Annotated in this window: 14 protein-coding genes; 3 read left to right on the top strand and 11 right to left on the bottom strand. The window is 62.2% G+C overall.

What is annotated here, in order from left to right; translation table 11 throughout:
* Positions 1 to 377 precede the first annotated feature (377 nt).
* From yghU to F0184_RS07455, 11 genes are all read right to left on the bottom strand, one after another.
* Positions 378 to 1,244, bottom strand: a complete 867-nt coding sequence (yghU, locus tag F0184_RS07505; RefSeq protein WP_150495568.1) for a glutathione-dependent disulfide-bond oxidoreductase — start codon at positions 1,242 to 1,244, stop codon at positions 378 to 380.
* A 171-nt stretch (positions 1,245 to 1,415) separates the two neighbouring features.
* Positions 1,416 to 2,741 (bottom strand): amidase, encoded by a 1,326-nt coding sequence (locus tag F0184_RS07500; RefSeq protein ID WP_150495567.1) that lies wholly within the window; start codon positions 2,739 to 2,741, stop codon positions 1,416 to 1,418.
* A 9-nt stretch (positions 2,742 to 2,750) separates the two neighbouring features.
* Complete coding sequence (locus F0184_RS07495; RefSeq protein WP_150495566.1) at positions 2,751 to 4,193, bottom strand: TRAP transporter large permease; 1,443 nt, start codon at positions 4,191 to 4,193, stop codon at positions 2,751 to 2,753.
* Positions 4,194 to 4,203: 10 nt separating this feature from the next.
* Entirely contained in the window at positions 4,204 to 5,019 is an 816-nt protein-coding gene (locus tag F0184_RS07490; RefSeq protein WP_150495565.1) for a TRAP transporter small permease subunit, read from the bottom strand.
* Between the two features lie 120 nt (positions 5,020 to 5,139).
* Positions 5,140 to 6,189 carry a TRAP transporter substrate-binding protein gene (locus F0184_RS07485; protein ID WP_150495564.1) on the bottom strand — a complete coding sequence of 350 codons (1,050 nt, stop codon included), beginning with the start codon at positions 6,187 to 6,189 and terminating at the stop codon, positions 5,140 to 5,142.
* A 139-nt stretch (positions 6,190 to 6,328) separates the two neighbouring features.
* On the bottom strand, positions 6,329 to 7,372 hold the full coding sequence (locus F0184_RS07480) for an AbrB family transcriptional regulator (RefSeq protein ID WP_172972029.1): 1,044 nt from the start codon (positions 7,370 to 7,372) through the stop codon (positions 6,329 to 6,331).
* Positions 7,359 to 8,138 carry a citryl-CoA lyase gene (locus F0184_RS07475; RefSeq protein ID WP_150495562.1) on the bottom strand — a complete coding sequence of 260 codons (780 nt, stop codon included), beginning with the start codon at positions 8,136 to 8,138 and terminating at the stop codon, positions 7,359 to 7,361. Before F0184_RS07475 ends, F0184_RS07480 begins: the two co-directional genes overlap by 14 nt.
* A complete protein-coding gene (locus tag F0184_RS07470) occupies positions 8,135 to 9,361 on the bottom strand; it encodes a CaiB/BaiF CoA transferase family protein (protein WP_150495561.1) in 1,227 nt (408 codons plus the stop codon). The genes F0184_RS07475 and F0184_RS07470 overlap by 4 nt, the downstream gene beginning before the upstream one ends.
* Positions 9,351 to 10,874: a tripartite tricarboxylate transporter permease gene (locus tag F0184_RS07465; protein WP_150495560.1), complete on the bottom strand. Its 1,524-nt coding sequence runs from the start codon at positions 10,872 to 10,874 to the stop codon at positions 9,351 to 9,353. The genes F0184_RS07470 and F0184_RS07465 overlap by 11 nt, the downstream gene beginning before the upstream one ends.
* A 3-nt stretch (positions 10,875 to 10,877) precedes the next feature.
* Positions 10,878 to 11,372 (bottom strand): tripartite tricarboxylate transporter TctB family protein, encoded by a 495-nt coding sequence (locus F0184_RS07460; protein WP_150495559.1) that lies wholly within the window; start codon positions 11,370 to 11,372, stop codon positions 10,878 to 10,880.
* Between the two features lie 116 nt (positions 11,373 to 11,488).
* Positions 11,489 to 12,475 (bottom strand): Bug family tripartite tricarboxylate transporter substrate binding protein, encoded by a 987-nt coding sequence (locus F0184_RS07455; RefSeq protein WP_150495558.1) that lies wholly within the window; start codon positions 12,473 to 12,475, stop codon positions 11,489 to 11,491.
* Positions 12,476 to 12,592: 117 nt separating this feature from the next.
* Between F0184_RS07455 and F0184_RS07450 the strand changes: the two genes are divergently transcribed.
* From F0184_RS07450 to F0184_RS07440, 3 genes are read left to right on the top strand one after another with little or no spacing between them, the layout of a single operon-like run.
* On the top strand, positions 12,593 to 13,261 hold the full coding sequence (locus tag F0184_RS07450; protein ID WP_150495557.1) for a response regulator transcription factor: 669 nt from the start codon (positions 12,593 to 12,595) through the stop codon (positions 13,259 to 13,261).
* Positions 13,258 to 14,634 (top strand): sensor histidine kinase, encoded by a 1,377-nt coding sequence (locus tag F0184_RS07445; RefSeq protein WP_150495556.1) that lies wholly within the window; start codon positions 13,258 to 13,260, stop codon positions 14,632 to 14,634. Before F0184_RS07450 ends, F0184_RS07445 begins: the two co-directional genes overlap by 4 nt.
* Positions 14,607 to 15,644 (top strand): ABC transporter substrate-binding protein, encoded by a 1,038-nt coding sequence (locus tag F0184_RS07440; protein ID WP_150495555.1) that lies wholly within the window; start codon positions 14,607 to 14,609, stop codon positions 15,642 to 15,644. Before F0184_RS07445 ends, F0184_RS07440 begins: the two co-directional genes overlap by 28 nt.
* Positions 15,645 to 15,656: the final 12 nt, after the last annotated feature.

The raw sequence follows: 15,656 nt of genomic DNA, 5'->3' as shown, positions 1-15,656 counted from the left end.
GCCGGAGCCCCTCGAAGGCGCGGGGCGTTACGCTCCAGCCGGAGGCTGAGGATGCAGCGACACTGGACCCGCCCAACCCTTCGGTGCATAAGAACGCACATGCACCGGTCCGGCCCGACAGCCCGTTGAAGACTGCCCTTCACGATACCCGAGACGGCTCGCTCACCATAGGTTTTGCCGGGTAAAGTGTTCGATACCCACGGGTTTTTGTGGCCTTGCCCTGTCAGCGCATGGGCCGGACACGGATACAGGCGGAACGGGGCGCGCCGCAGGCAACGCGCCAACCACCGAACCAGCCCCCGCGCCAGTCGCCGAACCTGCCACCGCTCCCGTCAAAGGACCGCGCGGCAGCGGCGACCACGGCCGCGCCAGGATTATCAGCCCGCCTTGGCCACGGACAGCGCGGAATCAAGGTCGGAAGCGCTGTGGCGCTCGGGCACCTGCTCGTGCTCTTCACCCCAGGTTTTGTTGACCTTTCGACCGCGAATAACCGCCGGACGGGCATCGATCTTTTCGGCCCAGGCCATGACATGCGTGTAATCCTGGACGGACAGGAACTCGGCCGCGTTGTAAAGACGCCCGAGCACAAGACCGCCGTACCAGGGCCAAATCGCCATATCGGCAATGGTGTATTCATCACCGGCTATGAAGGGGCGTTCGGCCAACGTTTTGTCCAACACGTCAAGCTGGCGTTTGGTTTCCATCGTGAACCGATCAATCGGATACTGGAACTTTTCGGGTGCATAGGCATAGAAATGCCCAAAGCCGCCGCCAACATAGGGTGCCGAGCCCATTTGCCAGAACAGCCAGTTCAGCGTCTCGGTCCGCGCAGGCCCGCCATTGGCCAGAAAAACCCCGAATTTTTCAGCCAGATGCAACAGGATGGACGCGGATTCGAACACCCGGACCGGCTTTTCGCCGCTGCGATCGACAAGAACTGGAATTTTCGAATTCGGATTGGCCCCAACAAAGCCGCTCGAAAACTGGTCGCCTTCCTGTATCCGGATCAACCAGGCATCATACTCGGCACCCTCGAAACCGCGCTCGAGCAACTCCTCAAGCATCACCGTGACCTTCACGCCATTAGGGGTGGCCAGGGAGTAGAGCTGCAGCGGATGCTGTCCGACAGGCAGGTCCTTTTCATGGGTGGCGCCGGAGACCGGGCGGTTGATGCTGGCGAACTGGCCGCCGCTCGGCTGTTCCCAGGTCCAGACTTTCGGCGGCGTGTACGAGGTCTCGCTCATGAGCGGAATTCTCCTGGAAATATAGTGGGCAGAAGGGGCGAACGCGGCAGGACGCGCACCCGTTACATCGTAGAATACCGATGACATAAGCCTTGTGCGCTGTTTTGCAAAGAGGAACCAGGAAAAGCGCGTGGCGCGCGCGGCGGGCTAACTAGCGGGCTCCCACGCCCGTCAACCGGTCTTCAGCTTCGACCAAAGCCAGCCCGCAGCCGCCAACAGGTCCGCATCGCGGCCAACCGCCCCAACGAGTTGAACGCCCATGGGCAAGCCGTTTTCCGCTTTCAGCAGCGGCAAAGTGATCGCGGGCGTGCCAGCCATGGTCCACAGACCGTTGAAGATTGAATCGCCGGTCGAGGTCAGGCTCACCGGTGCAGGTCCCGGTGCGGCAGGGCACAAAATGGCGTCACACTGGGCAAACAGCGGCACGAGCGCCTCTGGCATCTTGGCCTGAATGGCCTTGGCCGCGAGGTAATCTACTGCCGGCACTTCGAGCCCCTCGGCAATGGCGGTGCGGGTCGCAAGACCGAGATGCGCCGCCCCCTCGTCAAGATAGCGCTTGAGGTGGTATCCCATTTCGGCCGCATTGATCACCGCGCGATGTGCCGCAGCATCGCCGAACACGTCAGGCAGGGACAAATGGACCACCTGGCCACCAATTCTTTCAACAAGCGCGTCAAACGCGCCATGCAGCGCCGAATCGGCCCGCTCCCATCCCGGTAGCTTCACGAAACCGAGAACCGGAGCCCGGTCCGACGGGCTGGAAGCCGCCGTTTCCAGCCGGCAGCCCGCTTCCCCGCCCTCGCCTTCCGTAGGATCGAACAGAACATCCGCCAGGAGCGCCGCACCGGCCGGATCGCGCGCGAAGGTCCCGAGCGTGTCGAGACTGTGGGACTGCACGAGCACTCCCTCTTTGCAGATCGCGCCGAAAGACGGCTTGTAGCCGGTAATGCCGCAAAAGGAGGCCGGGCGGATCACCGATCCACCCGTCTGCGTTCCAATGGCAAGCGGCACCATGCCATCGGCAACCGCGGCGGCCGACCCCGACGACGAGCCGCCGGGTGTATGGTCCAGATTGTTCGGATTGCGGGTGACGTTGGGGTGCAGAAAGGCGAGTTCGGTTGTGACTGTCTTGCCGAACATGACAGCGCCAGCACGCTTTAGCCGCCGGACGACCGCCGCGTCGCGGACCGGGACGCGTCCGGCATCCACCGGGCATCCGTTCTCTGTCGGAATTCCTTCGGTATCGATGATGTCCTTCACCCCGACCGGCAGGCCGTGCAGCGGTCCAAGCGGTGCACCGGACGCCTTCAGGGCATCAAGCCGCTCGGCCTGGGCGAGCGCCGCTTGCGGATCGAACCACGAAAAGGCGCGGACCTCCGGGTCGCGGGCCTCGACCCGGGCGATGCAGGCCCGGGTCACAGCCTGTGCGGTGAGTTGTCCTGCGGCGAGCCGGTCTCTCAACTCAATCGCGCTCAAAGTCAATATGTCTGCGCTCATGCTTCCCCGCTAATTGCCATAGGCGACTGACGGCAGCCATGTCGTCAACGCGGGAAACTGGAAGACAATCAGCAGCCCCAGCAACTGCAGCATGACGAAAGGCACAACGCCCCGATAGATATGCCCAAGCGTCACGCCCGGCGGGCAAACACCCTTGAGATAGAACAACGCAAACCCGACCGGGGGCGTGAGAAACGACGTTTGCAGCGTCACCGCGACCAGGATGGCAAACCATACCACCGACGGGTCCCGCACCTGATCGAAGCCGGGAATGGCCAGTTCAAGGGCCAGGATGATCGGCAGCATGAGCGGCATGATAATGATCGTGATCTCGATCCAGTCGAGGAGAAAACCCAGCAGGAACACGATGAACAGGATGAAGGCAACCGTCATGTAGGGATCTTCGAACACGGACAAAACGAGGTTTTGCACGATCTCGTCGCCGCCATAGCGCCGCAGGACAAACGCGAAGAAGTTGGCGGCCAGAAAGATCCCGACGATATACCCGGCTGTGTTCAAGGTGGAGCGGCTGACATCCGCCAAGACCTTGAGGTTCAACCGGCCGTTTGCCAAGGCGAGCAGAGTTGCCCCCAGCGCGCCGAGGCCTGAGGCTTCGGTGGGCGTTGCGAACCCGGCGAAGATCGATCCAAGCACAAGCAGGATCAGCAACAGCGGCGGGACAACGGCGAGCAAGACATCACGGATGTCCTGCCACGTGATTTCCTCGGCCTTTTCAGGCGCGGGCATCGCCTTTGGATTGATCAGGCCGTAGATGATGATGAAGACGATATAAAGCGCACCAAGGATGAGGCCCGGAAACAGCGCGCCCATGAACAGATCGCCGAGGCTGATGGCCAGCTGGTCCGACATGATGACCAGCATGATGGATGGCGGGATGAGGATCCCCAGCGTACCCGCCGACGCGATCGTTCCCGTCGCAATCGGTTTGGAATAGTTCTGCTTCATCATCGCCGGCAGGGCCATCACGCCCAAGAGGGTGACGGATGCGCCGATCACGCCGGTCGAGGCCGCCAGGATGATGCCGATCAGCAGCACGGTCAGGGACAATCCGCCGCGCAGCCCGCCGAACAGCTTTTGCATGGCGTGCATCATCCGCTGCGCAACACCCGACTGATCCAGCATCAATCCCATGAAAATGAACATGGGCAACGCAACCAGAACCGGGTTCTTGACGATGTTGCCGAACAGCCGGCCCGACAGCGCCTGCAGACGTTGGTAGTTGATCCCGGTGCGGTCAAACTCGATGATGCCACGGAAGAACGACCGGTTCGGATCGAGCAGAAACTCCGCCAACAAAACGAAGACGAGGCTCACGCCCACCAGGGCCATGGCAACAGGAATGCCGCGGAACAGCATCCAGATGAAGGTCGCGAACATCGCCATCACGGCGATTTCGTTCATGGTGAGGTATTGACCGACAAATCCCAACATTGCTCAATCCTCACGCGGTCCGCTTGCGGTCAAAAGCCCGGGTCGCCACGATGACGGCCAGGGTCGCGATCAACGTGATCATGATCGTGTACTTGATGTCGTAGTTCCCCAGTTCGACCTCGTCGAACAACACGTGGCGCCCGACTTCCCGGACGTCCGTGCCGGCAGGGCTTGTCAGCCATACCCCCCACCAGATTGCATAGTAGACGGCGAGATTGACCAGAAACATCGTGGAGGGAAACGCGTAGAGAAGCTGTTTCCAAAGCACCGGGCGGGTCAATTTGGAAAGAAAACGCAGGTAGATCGCCCAGGTTGCGATCCCGATCAGAATGAAGGACACGTTCATCAAGCTTTTCAGTATCCAAAGATTGTGCAGCCCGTTCGGGCTGTCAGACCCTTCGTCGGCCTCGATCGAGGTCATGGCATAGTGAAACGTCACGTCCCAGCACAGGATCACAAACGGCAGAAACAGCCACATCAAGGCAAAGATATTCGTCCGGAGTTTCTTTTCCTGCGAAAAATGCTCGAACAGGATATCGACCCGGACATGGCTATCGGTGGTCACGGCATAGGCGATCCCGACCAGAACAGCCACGCCATAGAGCCACCACTGGAAGTCATCCAGCCAGGCCTGGTTCATCCCCGCACTGCGCAACACCACCTGGGCGCAGATGGCGAGCATCAGGATCGGAAAGATCCACGCGACCACGTTGGAGATCCGCACCACAAGCCGGTCACCGCTGTTGTGTTCCTGCCGTCCAACTGCACCGGGGTCGGTGATCGCGACGCTGCCGTCGGGCGAAATGACTTCTTCGGGCTTATCCATCGTGGCTCCCCTGGCCCATGAAACGGGACGCCAGACGGCGCCCCGCGAACAGCCGGGGCGAAAACGCCCCGGCGCCAGAGTCAATGGCCCGGCAATGCCGGACCCTACTATGGCTGTCGGTTAATTCCGCGGGCGCGGCAGATAGATGTTATCGCCCCATACCTTGTAGTTGGCGCGATATTCCTGAAGGTCGTCCCAAACCTCTTTGAAGAATGCATCTTCAGCGGCCAGTTCCAGGGCCACTTCGGTCCAGGTCTCTTCCAGCTTGTTCAGCACTTCCGGCGACCATTGCTTGATCGTGACGCCGTTGTTCTGAACGTTATCCACCATGGCGGCATAGTTGGTGGCTTCGCCCTCGGCATAGTTGTCCGTCAGGTTGGCCATGCAGGCGATCTCGATCTGCATCTGGGCGCGTTCGGAAAGATCGTTCCACCGGTCCTTGTTGATCAGCAATTCGTAGATCGTGGCCGGCTGGTGCCAACCGGGGAAGTAGTTGTACTTGGCGATATTGTAAAAACCGAGACGCGCATCCACGACCGGCATGGAAAACTCCGTCGCATCAATCGCGCCACGCTCAAGCGCCGGGAAAATGTCGCCGCCTGCCAGAAGGCTTGTCGACACGCCGAGCCGTTGCATGACCTCGGCTCCAAGGCCGAAGAACCGCATGTTCAGACCCTGAAGATCCTCAACGGTGTTGATTTCGTTCTTGAACCAGCCGGAGGTTTCCGGCGCGGTGACACCGCACGGGATAACATGGACGTTGAACCCGCCTTCATCATACAGACGCTGATAGAGTTCCCGTCCGTCATCATACATCATCCAACCTAGAATCTCGCCGGTCTCGGGTCCGAACGGAACGGCTGAAAAGAGCGCGGCGGCCGGCAGTTTGCCTTGCCAATAGCCGGCCGTCGTATAAGCGGCGTCCACGGATCCGTTGGAGACGGCATCGAGCGCTTCAAGGGCCGGAACCAACTCGCCCGGATCGAATTGCTCGAACTCCACTTCTTCGGAGATGGCATTGATCTTTTCCGCGAATTTGACCGCGCCGGTCCCCAGGATCGGGAGATTGCGGCCAAATGCGGATGTCATTTCGAATACTTCTTGAGCGCCGGACGACGCCGTCATGGCAAGGCTTGCCGTCACGGCAAGCGCGATTCTACGAATAGTCATGTTTCCTCCCGGGCATTTTTTAACGGACCCCTCCTGGCCCGGATATAATATGTGCCCAAAAGCAGAACTAACGCAATTATGAATAGGTGTTAATACATAAATTCGAAATAGTGTTTCGCCTGTTCGGCCCATCCGTAACTCAAGGCCGGCGCCGCCGTTTCAGATCCACCAGGAAAAGCGGCAGCAGAATACTCAGAAGAGCCAGGCGGAAAACGTGACAGGCAGCGACAAAAGCCGGTTCAAGCCCGGTCTCCACGGCCAGTGCCGCCATGACCTCCACGCCTCCGGGGGCAAAGGCCAGCAACAAGGCCGCAGGCGGCATATCGACAATACGGCCCGCGATCAAGGCGCCGGCCGCCGCCAATAAACAGGCGACCAGCGTGGTCGCGACCCCGGCGCCCAGAGCCCCGAACAGCTGGGCTCGGGTGAGCCCGCGAAACCGGGTCCCGATCAGACTGCCCATCACCACAAAGGCAGCGACGGTGAGCCAGTCCGGCAATGAACCGGGGGTCAGATCCGAGCCATGGCCAATAGCCGAGACGGTCATCGCTCCCAGCAGAAGCGGCGCGGGCACGGACAGGCGCTTGAACACAAGCCCAAGAACCAACGCCAGACCGAAAACGGCGACGGCCGGTCCGACCCCGATCATGCCATAGGTCCGCATATACGCGGTCCCCTCCGCTCCCCAGAAGACGAGGATGACCGGCACCAGAAGGGTCAACAGCAAGACACGAACGGACTGCACGAGGGCAACGCGGGTGACATCGACCTTCATGTCGACGGACAGCCCCATCACATAGCTCAAATGCCCAGGCGCCGCACACAACAGGGCCGTCATGGGATCAAAGGCGAACACCCGGCGCAACATGACCCGGACCACAAGGATCGTCACCACCAGCGTGATCATGAACACGCCAAGCGACAGGGGCCAGGCCAGCGCAGTTTCGATCACTTCCGGCGTGACCGTGCTGCCGATCGAGACCCCGATCACCAGAAAGACCGCGTCCCGCACCCGGCCGGGAATATGGCTGCGAAACCCCAGAACCGAGGCCAAGGACACGGCCGCCGCCGGACCTGTCAGGATCGCGGCGGGAAAGCCGATGAGCCAGAACAGCAGCGCTCCGCCCGCCCCGATCAAAAGGGTCGGCACGCTCTCCTGGAGCGTGATCCTAGCCGCCGTCATAGGTCCAACGGTATCCGGGCGGGGTTGGCCCCTTGTTCCGCCCGCCCTGCTCGGTTTGTTCCCAGGCATGGGCGAGGATCCCGACAGACCGGGACAGGCCGAAGAAACCGCGGGCCAAAGGGGCCGGGCACCCCAGTTCGGCATAGATCACCGCAGTCGCGCCGTCGATATTCATGGGAACCGGCTTTCCCCGTTCCTCGGCCAATCGGCTTTCGATGGCCCGGCCTATTTCCGCGAACCGTCCGGAGACAGCCCCCTGCCCGGCCGCTTCCCCTACCAGGGCCAGCAATCGCGGCGCGCGCGGATCGACCGGTTTGTGGAACCGGTGCCCGAAGCCGGGGACAAATTTTCCATGATGCTGCCGCCAGGCGTCCAATGTGGCGACAAGCCCATCGTGCCCTGCGCCATCGATCCGGCGATAAAGCTCGACCGCCTGTTCGCCCGCCCCTCCGTGGACGTCGCCCAGCATGTTCAAACCTGTCGCCATGGCGGACTGGAGCCCGATGCCGCAAGTCGCAGCCATCCGCGCCGCTGCGATGGACGGAGCTTGCGGTCCGTGGTCGACCGCCGCGACCAAAGCCGCCTCGAAGAGTTTGGCGCGCGGGCCGGAAATCCTGTCTCCGGTCACCATCAACCAGATCATCTCGGCAAATCCCGTCGTTCCAATCAGGTCCTGAACGGCATGGCCGCGCAAGGAGATCCTGCCCGGCTCCATGTCGATGATCGATGTCCGCCACCAGTCCGAAACGTCGTTTGTTCCGCTCAAATGACGCCCTCCGCCCGCAACGCCCCGATTTCGGACGCGCAATATCCAAGCTGTTCCAGGATCTCGTCGGTATGCGCGCCCAGAGACGGCGGCGCTGTGTCCACCGAAGGCCGCTCGCCGCCGATCATAGCGCCAATGCGCACCACATCGATGGGCCGGCCGACGTCCCCCGTTTCTTCGAAATGACCCAGAAAATTCCGGCCGACCACCTGAGGATGGGAGAGCACCTCCGGAACGCTCAACACCGCGCCCGCCGGAACCCCCAGCCTGTTGAGTTCCCTGGCCCAATCGCGCGCCGGCCGGCGGGTCAAGGCGGTTTCCAATTCCGCCTTGAGACGCAGCCTGTTCGTCTTCCGGTCTTCCCGGGTTGCGAAATCGGGATTGTCGATCAGGTCGGCCCGGTCCAGATGACGGGCAAGAACAACCCATTGTTCATCCTTGTTCGCGGCGATATTGATCGGCGCATCGGCGCATTGAAAGGTGCCGGAGGGCGCCGATGTCGGATTTTCATTGCCTTGTGGCTGCGGGGTTTGCCCGCCGATCAAGTAATTGGAGACGACCCAGCCCATGGTTGCCAGAACGGACTCCAGCATGGACACATCGATGAATGCGCCGCGCTTGCCCGCGTTCAAGGCCGCGCAGATCGCCATGGCCGCCGTCAAGCCGCCCACCGTGTCGGCGAGCGGATAGCCGACCCGCAAAGGCGCGGACCCGGCATCGCCAGTGATCGACATGACGCCGGAAGCGCCTTGCACAATCTGATCATAGGCCGGACGGTGGGCCCAAGGCCCATCCTGGCCGAACCCGGATATCGCACAATAAATCAGGTGAGGCGCCTCCGAACGCAGGCGCTCATAGCCCAGTTCCAACCGATCCATCACGCCCGGCCGGAAATTTTCGACCAGAACATCCGCCTGCCGGACCAGCCGCTTCAGAACGTCCTTGCCTCGGGGATCCTTCAAGTTGAGTGTGATCGATTTCTTGCCGGCGTTCTGGGCCAGAAAACTGATCCCCATGCCTTTGCGGGAGAGTTCGGGGTCCGACCCCAGATTGCGGGCCAGATCCCCCCGCCCGACCGTCTCGACCTTGATCACTTCCGCACCAAGATGCGCAAGCTGATGACAGGCGAAGGGCCCGGCCAGAACGTTCGTCAGATCCAGGACGCGGATCCCCGCAAGGGGACGGGTGCCCGCGCCCGGCCGCTCTTGCGGCTCAGTCCCCATCGGCCACCCCTTCGGCCCGCTTCCGGGCCCGCCGGGCGCGATAGCTCGGCAGCAGAACCAGAAGTGCCGCAAGAACCAGCAGCGCGAGGGTCATCGGCCGCTCGATAATGAAATCAAGCCCCTGGTAGAGTTGCATGGAACGGGCGAAATTGTCTTCGAGCATTGTTCCGAGGATGAACCCGATCAAAAGCGGTGCCAAGGGATAATCCGCGAATCTGAGGATTGTCGCGACCACGCCGAACCCGACCAGAATAAGGAGTTCTGTCGCGTTGTTCTGCCCGATATAGGCGCCCATCAAGGTGAAGAAGAGAATGAACGGGATCAGATAGTTCCGCGGGATCGCCAACACTTTCGCGATATAGGGGATCAGGGGCAGATTGAGCACCAGCAACACCAGGTTCCCGATGAACATCGAAATGATCACGGTCCAGAAAACCTCCGGGGTATCGGTCATCAGGCGCGGCCCCGGCGTCACGTTGAGCGCGATCAGGGCCCCGAGCAGGATGGCGGTCGTTCCCGACCCGGGAATGCCGAGCGTCAGGAGCGGGACGAACGAACCCGTGCAGGCCGCGTTGTTGGCTGTTTCCGGCGCGGCGAGGCCCTTGACCGAGCCTTTCCCGAACTCCGCCTGATCCTCGCCCTTGGCGATGTTCCGTTCCACGGCATAGCCGAGAAACGAGGCAATGGTTGCGCCCGCACCCGGCAGAACGCCGATGAAAAACCCCTGCACCGACTGCCGCCCAATCACCGGGGCCATCGCCTTCGCTTCAGCCCTGGAGAAACGCAAACCGGTGATCTTGCCAGCGCCGCCGCTCTGCGCGGCCGATCCGCGCGCCGGATTCAACACAAGGAAGAGCGCTTCGGGCAAGGCAAACATGGCCATGGCAAGTGTGATGAACGAGATTCCCGATTGCAGATCCATCATGCCGAGGGTGAAGCGCGGCATGTTGAACAGGGCACCCTCGCCCACGGTCGCCAGGATGAGACCCAGAACCGTCATCATCAGCGCCTTGGCCACCTGGCCGGTGCCGGCGAACGCGGCGATGGCGGACAGGCCGACCACCATCAGCGCAAAATACTCCGCCGAGTGGAACAGGAGCGCAACCGACGACAGGGCGGGCGCGAAAACCATCAACAGGATCGCACCGATCACGCCCCCGGAAAAACTGGCGACGGCCGCAATGGTCAAGGCTTTGCCGGCCTGCCCCTTGCGGGCCATCGGATAGCCGTCGAACGACGTCGCGACCGTTCCGGCAACACCGGGCGCGTTCAGCAGGATCGAGGACGTCGACCCCCCGAAGATCGCGCCGTAATAGACACCGGCGAGCAAGATGAGGGCCGCGGCCGGATCTCCGAGCGTGATCGCCACCGGGATCATGATCGCGATGATCGACATCGGTCCAAGGCCGGGAAGCATGCCGACGAAAGTGCCAATCAGGCACCCAGCGATAACGACCAGAATGTTTTGAATGGAAAAGGCCGCGGACAGGCCGATCAAGATACCTTCAAGCATGGCTCAGCCTCCAAGGAAGAACGGCAGCGGGCGTAGGAAAATCCCAAGCACCTGCTGAACGAGGTACCAGACGGACCCGGCCGCAACGGCGGACACCGCGAACATGATCACCCAGCGGCGTTCGCCGAGGATCGCACTGCCGGCCATCAGGAAAACCGTCGTCGACAGGAGGAAGCCCATAGGCCGAAGCGAGAGGGCGTAAAGCGCCATCAGCCCGAGCAGCATGAGGGCCTGGCCAAGTTTGTACTCGTGAAGCCGCCGGTAGTTGATATCGGTCGCGGACGGTTCGGATTGGCTGTCCGGCTTTTCCAGCCCGAACAGAACAACCAGACCGACAATAACGCCCAGGATGGCCAAAACCTTCGGAAAGGTCGAGGGCCAGACCGGGTTCCGTTGCATGAATGGTGGCAGCAGCTGGTCCATTGTCGCAAAGGCCAAGTAGCCATAGGCACAACAGAACGTCACGAAGACCAGCGCAATCCAGCGATCGAGCGCCATGGCGGTCCCCCTCCCCTTTGTTTTTTTTGAATGTGGCCCGGGCCGCGCATCCTTTCGCGGCCCGGGCAATCGGATCGGCGGTACCGCCGAAACAAAGCCCCGTGGGGGCTCACGCCTTAAAGGAACCCGAGCGTCCGCATCAGGTCGCCGATTTCCTTTTCCTGCTCTTCCAGGAAGGTCCGGAAGTCGCTGCCCGGGTTCCAGATGTTGACCCATCCGTTGCGGGACCGGACTTCTTCCCAAGCTTCCGTTTCATACATCGCTTCGAGCGCCGCGATATACTGGGCTACCCGCTCGTCGGAGGTCCCCGGCGCCGCGAAGAACCCGCGCCAGTTGATGAAGGTGGCATCGATCCCCTGCTCCGCGAATGTCGGAGCGCTGTCGTAGGATGGAACACGCTCGGGCGCGGTCACGCCCAGGATCCGGACTTCCCCCTGGTCCGCGAGTGCAATGGCTTCGGAGAAACCGGTGGACAGGGCGTCGATTTCACCGGAGAGCAAGCCGGCCATGGCCTTGCCGCCCGCGTCATACGGAATGTAGTTCACCGCGATCGGGTCTTTCCCGGCCGCCTGCATGACCTTGGCCGCGACCAGATGGTCCATCCCACCGGGGACCGATCCGCCGCCGACAGCAAAACCACTGCCCTGCTCTTCATAGGCCGCAAGCAGTTGCTCCATGTTCTCGATCGGGCTGTCGGCCGGCACGACCAGCGCGGCATAATCGCCGATGGTTCCGGCAACGAGCGTCAGGTCGCGGAAGCTTTGCGGGAACACCCCGGTCAGCGAGCGGATCACAATGGGGGTGGAGTTCACCATCAAGGTGTTGTCCAGGCTATCCGCATTCTCGATCATGTAGGCGATCGCCACGCCGCCGCCGCCACCGGACATGTTCTCGTAACTTGCGGACCCGACAAGTCCGGAATTGGTTAAGGCCTCGCCGGTTCCGCGCGCCGTCCCGTCCCAACCGCCGCCAGCGCCGCCGGGGACGATGAAATGAAGCTGTTCGAGGATCTGCTCGCTTTGGGCCTGGGCTGCACCGCCCATTACCATGGTAGCCGCCGCTGCGGCGATGAACCCGCGCCGAGTCCAGCTCAAAAGTGTCATGAAAGTCCTCCCAATTGACTTTTTAATTTAGACAGCCGCTTATCATCGCCACAGTAAGCTGACATAAACCTGACACAGTCCGGCGAATGCGGGCGCACCTTTTGTTGGGAGGGCGGGTTGCGCTATCTTCTGGTTGAAGACAATCAGGAACTCGCCGAGGCGGTGTTGCGGCGGCTTGCCATGGATGGGCACGCGGTTGATCATGCGGCGAGCCTTGAGGCGGCCAAAGACTGTCTGGCCGCGGCGGACTACGACCTCATTCTTCTGGACGTTATGCTACCGGACGGGGATGGCCGGGAATTTCTGGCCCAAAGCCGCAAGCGCTTGGACGTGCCGGTGATCATGCTGACGGCGCGCAGCCAGGTTTCCGACCGGGTTGGCGCGCTGGACCAGGGCGCGGACGACTACATTACAAAGCCGTTCGATTTCTCCGAACTGGAAGCCCGGTGCCGGGCTGTGCTGCGCAGGCGCGGCGGGTCCGCCAAGAACGAGATAGCCCTGGGGCCGGCGCTCTTCGATCCCCTGTCCGGTACCTTGCGGCGGGGTGAGACGAAGGTGGACCTGAGAAGCCGGGAAAGCCGTCTGCTCGAGGTCTTCGCCTTGAACCCGGGACAGATCCTGTCGAAGGGGCAGTTGATGGACCGTCTTTTCACCTTCGATTCGGCGGTGACCGAAAACGCCATCGAGGTCTATATCGGCAGGCTGCGCAAGCGCATCGAGGGCATGGGCTTTCAGATCGAAACGGTCCGCGGCCTTGGCTACCGGATCGAGGCGCAGTCGCCATGATTGCGACCACGTCGCTCGGCCGGAAACTGACGCTCTTGCTGGCGGGAGTGGCTGCCCTGCTGTCGGTCTTGTCCTGGAGCATGGTGACCGGGCTTGCCCGGCAGGCGGCGGAACGGACCCAGGACAACGTCCTTTCGGCCTCGGTCACGACCATCGCCGAAACCCTGCGGACCGAACAGGGCGAAGTGCGCCTCGAGCTGCCTTATTCCGCCTTTTCGATGCTAGGCGCGATCAGCCAGGACCGGGTGTTCTACAAGGTCGTGGCCGGCTCCCGCTTGCTGACCGGCTACGCCGACCTGCAGGTGCCCTCCGGATACGGACCGGACCAGGGTCCCGGACGCGTCAGGTTCGCCACCGGGTCCTATCTGGGGGAAGACATCCGGATGGCCTCCCTCACGCGGTTCGTTCAAGCCGGCAACAGTCCGGTTCCCGTAACGGTTACCGTCGCCCAGACCAGATACGGGATCGGCGCGATCACTTCCGATCTGTCACGCCACGCCGCCGGTTTGTCCATCGCGTTCTTTCTCGTGGCCGCCGGCCTCACCTCCCTTGTGGCACGGGCCTCACTCAGGCCGTTGAAGACCATCACGGCCGACGTTGCCCGGCGCGGTCCAGCCGACTTGAGCCCGCTGCACCACAAGGCGCCAGCCGAACTTGCGCCCTTGCTCGATGCGTTGAACAGGCTCATGGTAAGACTGGGGCAATCCATCCGTCGATCGGAGGATTTCATCGCGGAAGCCGCGCACCGGGTGCGCACACCGCTTGCGACAGTGCGGGTCCAGGCTGAGATCCTTCTGCGGGCGACCACCGGAGATGCCGAACGGCAGCGGCTCCGGCAGATGATCAGGGCGGTCGATGAAAGCTCGCGCTCGGCAGGTCAATTGCTCGATCACGCGACCGTTGTCTATCGGGCCGAAGCTTTGGCACGGGATCCGGTCGATCTGGGCGAGGTCGCCCGGCAATGCGCGCACGCGCTGGAGCCGACCGCCGCCATGCGGGACATCGCGCTTCGGATCGAGACACAGCGGGCCATCGTCAGGGGAGACCCGATCCTGATCGACAATGCCTTGCGCAACATTCTCGACAACGCCATCAAGTATTCACCGGACGACACGACCGTGACTGTGCGTGTCCTGAAGGATGTGGAGACAGTCCGCGTTAGCGTGACCGACCAGGGGCCGGGCTTGGGCAACGGCGCGGTTGAACACCTGACTGAACGCTTCCGGCGCGGCTGCAATGTGGAGGGTATTGTCGGCTCTGGCCTTGGGTTGACCATTGCCGAGGCCGCCATACAGGCGCATGGTGGCCGGCTCGAACTGGGCAAGGGCCCGGAAGGACAAGGGGCATGCGTCTCGCTTATCTTATCGGCCTGATTGTAACCGTGTGGACGGGCACGGCCAGCAGCCTCGACGTCGAGGAATACAAGCGCCTGGAGGGGACGGGCGAACGCGTTTTGCGGATCCTGTCAACGGGCGACCTGGCCTTGTTCAGCCCCTTTCTGGCCAGCTTTCATGCAAGAAACCCCCAGATCAGCATCGAATACTCGGTCGTCTCCTCCGGGGAACTTCACAGGGCCATCCGCGATGGGGCAAATGTGGACGTCGCGATCTCCTCGGCCATGGACCTGCAATTCCAGTTGGTCAATGACGGCCTTGCCAAGAGCTACCGCTCCGCGCAAACAGCCAGCCTGCCCGATTGGGCCCGCTGGCGGGATCAGATCTTCGCCTTCACGGCGGAGCCGGCAGTCGTCGTCATTTCGGCGGAACGCTTCCAGGGTCTTCCGATCCCCGAAACCCGCCAGGAGGTGATCTCTGTGTTGCGGGACAATCCAGACCGCTTCAAGGGGGCGATCGGCACCTATGATGTGCGCGACAGCGGCCTCGGCTATCTTTTCGCCACCCAGGAAGCCCGATCGACCGACGCCTATTGGCGTTTGTCGGAGGTGCTGGGACGTTTGGCGCCGCGTCTTTATTGCTGTTCGGGACAAATGATCGAGGACGTGGCAAACGGTCAGCTTGCCCTGGCATACAACGTGCTGGGCAGCTATGCCGCCGAACAGGCGGCGAACGAAACCTCGGGCCGCGTCCAGATCCTGCGCATGCAGGACTTTTCCAACGTGATCCTGCGCACGGCGATCATTCCTGCAACGGCACAGAACATTGCGGCCGCCGGAGCTTTTGTCGATGGCCTGATCGCCGCCGGTCAAGGCAATCGGCCCGGCTCCTGGGCGCTCCCCCTGCTCGATCACACACCGGAAACGACGAGCCCCGGCTTTGGCCCGATCCGCCTGGGCCCTGCCCTCATGATCTATCTCGACCCGCTCAACAAGCGGGCGTTTCTGGAGGAATGGGAGAACGCGATGGTCCAGCGGCAGACACCCTGAGGCCTCCGGACA

It is taken from the genome of Roseibium aquae (assembly GCF_008711285.1).
GTDB lineage: Bacteria > Pseudomonadota > Alphaproteobacteria > Rhizobiales > Stappiaceae > Roseibium > Roseibium aquae.
Note: the sequence above shows the minus strand (reverse complement) of the source record. Positions and strands in the feature narration are given on the sequence as shown.

Coding starts and splice junctions, on each gene's coding strand:
- yghU (WP_150495568.1), bottom strand. CDS start 1,244: ATGAGCGAGACCTCGTACACGCCGCCGAAAGTCTGGACCTGGGAACAG.
- F0184_RS07500 (WP_150495567.1), bottom strand. CDS start 2,741: ATGAGCGCAGACATATTGACTTTGAGCGCGATTGAGTTGAGAGACCGG.
- F0184_RS07495 (WP_150495566.1), bottom strand. CDS start 4,193: ATGTTGGGATTTGTCGGTCAATACCTCACCATGAACGAAATCGCCGTG.
- F0184_RS07490 (WP_150495565.1), bottom strand. CDS start 5,019: ATGGATAAGCCCGAAGAAGTCATTTCGCCCGACGGCAGCGTCGCGATC.
- F0184_RS07485 (WP_150495564.1), bottom strand. CDS start 6,189: ATGACTATTCGTAGAATCGCGCTTGCCGTGACGGCAAGCCTTGCCATG.
- F0184_RS07480 (WP_172972029.1), bottom strand. CDS start 7,372: ATGACGGCGGCTAGGATCACGCTCCAGGAGAGCGTGCCGACCCTTTTG.
- F0184_RS07470 (WP_150495561.1), bottom strand. CDS start 9,361: ATGGGGACTGAGCCGCAAGAGCGGCCGGGCGCGGGCACCCGTCCCCTT.
- F0184_RS07465 (WP_150495560.1), bottom strand. CDS start 10,874: ATGCTTGAAGGTATCTTGATCGGCCTGTCCGCGGCCTTTTCCATTCAA.
- F0184_RS07460 (WP_150495559.1), bottom strand. CDS start 11,372: ATGGCGCTCGATCGCTGGATTGCGCTGGTCTTCGTGACGTTCTGTTGT.
- F0184_RS07455 (WP_150495558.1), bottom strand. CDS start 12,475: ATGACACTTTTGAGCTGGACTCGGCGCGGGTTCATCGCCGCAGCGGCG.
- F0184_RS07445 (WP_150495556.1), top strand. CDS start 13,258: ATGATTGCGACCACGTCGCTCGGCCGGAAACTGACGCTCTTGCTGGCG.
- F0184_RS07440 (WP_150495555.1), top strand. CDS start 14,607: ATGCGTCTCGCTTATCTTATCGGCCTGATTGTAACCGTGTGGACGGGC.